This window comes from Streptomyces sp. NPDC057638, from assembly GCF_042800315.1.
Classification (GTDB): domain Bacteria; phylum Actinomycetota; class Actinomycetes; order Streptomycetales; family Streptomycetaceae; genus Streptomyces.
In genome coordinates, this window is the sequence record NZ_JBHVHF010000583.1 from 1 (window position 1) to 1,792 (window position 1,792).

The following is a 1,792-nucleotide window of genomic DNA, read 5'->3' on the forward strand; positions in this document are numbered from 1 at the left end:
GCCTCCGAACGGCCCCGGGCACCGCCGGAGGCCGCGGGGCGGTCAGTCCCGGTTGCCGGAGACCGTCTCCCGCGCCGCCCGCAGCGACTCCTTCAGGGAGCCCATGGTGGCCAGGACGGCGGTGGGCTCGTATCCGCAGTGCGCCATGCAGTTGGCGCAGCGCGGGTCCTTGCCCCGGCCGTACTTCTCCCAGTCGGTCTCCTCCACCAGCTGGCGGTAGGTGGGCACATAACCGTCGCTCATCAGATAGCAGGGCCGCTGCCAGCCGAAGAGGGAGTAGTTGGGGATCGCCCAGGCGGTGCAGGGGAAGTCCGCCTTGCCCTCCAGGAAGTCCAGGAAGAGCGGTGAGTGGTTGAGCCGCCAGCGGGCCCGGTTGCCCCCGGCGAACGCCTTGCGGAACAGCTCCCGGGTCTGTTCGACCCCCAGGAAGTGCTCCTGGTCGGGCGCCTTCTCGTAGGCGTAGGCGGGCGAGATCATCATCTCGTCCACCTTCAGGTCGTCATTGAGGTAGTTCAGGACCTCGATGATGGTCTGCGGGGTGTCGGTGTTGAAGAAGGTGGAGTTGGTGGTGACCCTGAAGCCCCGCCGCTGCGCCTCCTTGATCGCCGCCACCGCCTCGTCGAAGACGCCCTCCTTGGCCACCGACTCGTCGTGCCGCTCCCGCAGACCGTCGATGTGCACGGCGAAGGCGAAGTACGGGGACGGGGTGAACCGCTCGATCTTCTTCCGCAGCAGCATGGCGTTGGTGCACAGGAAGACGTATTTGCGGCGGGCCACCAACTGGCGCACGATCTCGTCGATATGAGGGTGCATCAGCGGTTCGCCGCCCGCGATGGAGACCATGGGCGCACCCGACTCCAGCACCGCCCCGACCGCCTGCGCCACCGGCATCCGTTGCTTCAGCACCCCGGCCGGGTGCTGGATCTTGCCGCAGCCCTCGCACTTGAGGTTGCAGGCGTACAGCGGCTCCAGTTCCACGATGAGCGGGAACTTCTGGCGCCGGCGGAGCTTCTGTTCGACGAGATAGGTCCCGACCCTGATGGACTGGCGGAGCGGCATGGCCATCTGGCTCACCTCCTGGGGAGCTGCGAAGAACGGTGCCATTCTTGGAAAGCGGGAACGACGGCACGGAGGACACGGACAGCAGATAGTCCACCGCGCACCGTTCCGATGCGGATCAGCTCATGCTCTGGAGCGTCCACGACCACCCGGACGGCCGCAACCGGGCGGGCGCCCCCGGTCACCGCCGTGAGCGTCACCGCCGTGAGCAGGGTCGCGGCGGACTCCATATCGGCGCCGATGGCGCCCGTGGCCCGCAGGAGGGCCCGCTCGGGGCCCCGGACGATGTGGTCGGAGCCGGTCAGCGGGCCGGTGTGGATCCGGGCGCCGGGCAGGGCCCGCCGCACCGCCTCGGCCATCGGCGCGACACCGGTACAGGGGGTCGCCCCGCTGGCGTGGCGGGTCTCGTCGGCGACCACGACATCCCCGGGGCGCATCCCCGGGGCGAGTCCGGCGCAGAACCCGGCGGCGACCACCGCCGCCGGGCGCAGTCGCGGATCGGCCAGCGCCTCCCGTACGGTCCGCTCGGCCCGGCGCGCGCCCATCCCGGTCCGTACGACGGTGACCGGGGGCCCGGCGCCGGTACGGTCCCGCCCGGCGCGCAGGGCGAGGCGCTCGATGCCGAGGGCGCAGACGATGAGCAGCGGGCCGTCCCCGGACGGCGGGTCACTCCCGTCGCCCCGGTCCTCCCGGTTGCCCCGGTTGTCCCAGCCCGCGCGGCCATCCCAGCCAT

At 71.1% G+C, this 1,792-nt stretch carries 2 protein-coding genes; both read right to left on the reverse strand.

Annotation, left to right across the window (positions count from 1 at the left end; genetic code table 11):
- Positions 1-42: 42 nt before the first annotated feature.
- Positions 43-1,065 carry an adenosyl-hopene transferase HpnH gene (gene hpnH / locus ACFVIM_RS34975; RefSeq protein WP_384310369.1) on the reverse strand — a complete coding sequence of 341 codons (1,023 nt, stop codon included), beginning with the start codon at positions 1,063-1,065 and terminating at the stop codon, positions 43-45.
- 5 nt (positions 1,066-1,070) lie between these two features.
- Entirely contained in the window at positions 1,071-1,703 is a 633-nt protein-coding gene (locus ACFVIM_RS34980; protein WP_384310371.1) for a 1-hydroxy-2-methyl-2-butenyl 4-diphosphate reductase, read from the reverse strand.
- Between the last annotated feature and the right edge of the window lie 89 nt (positions 1,704-1,792).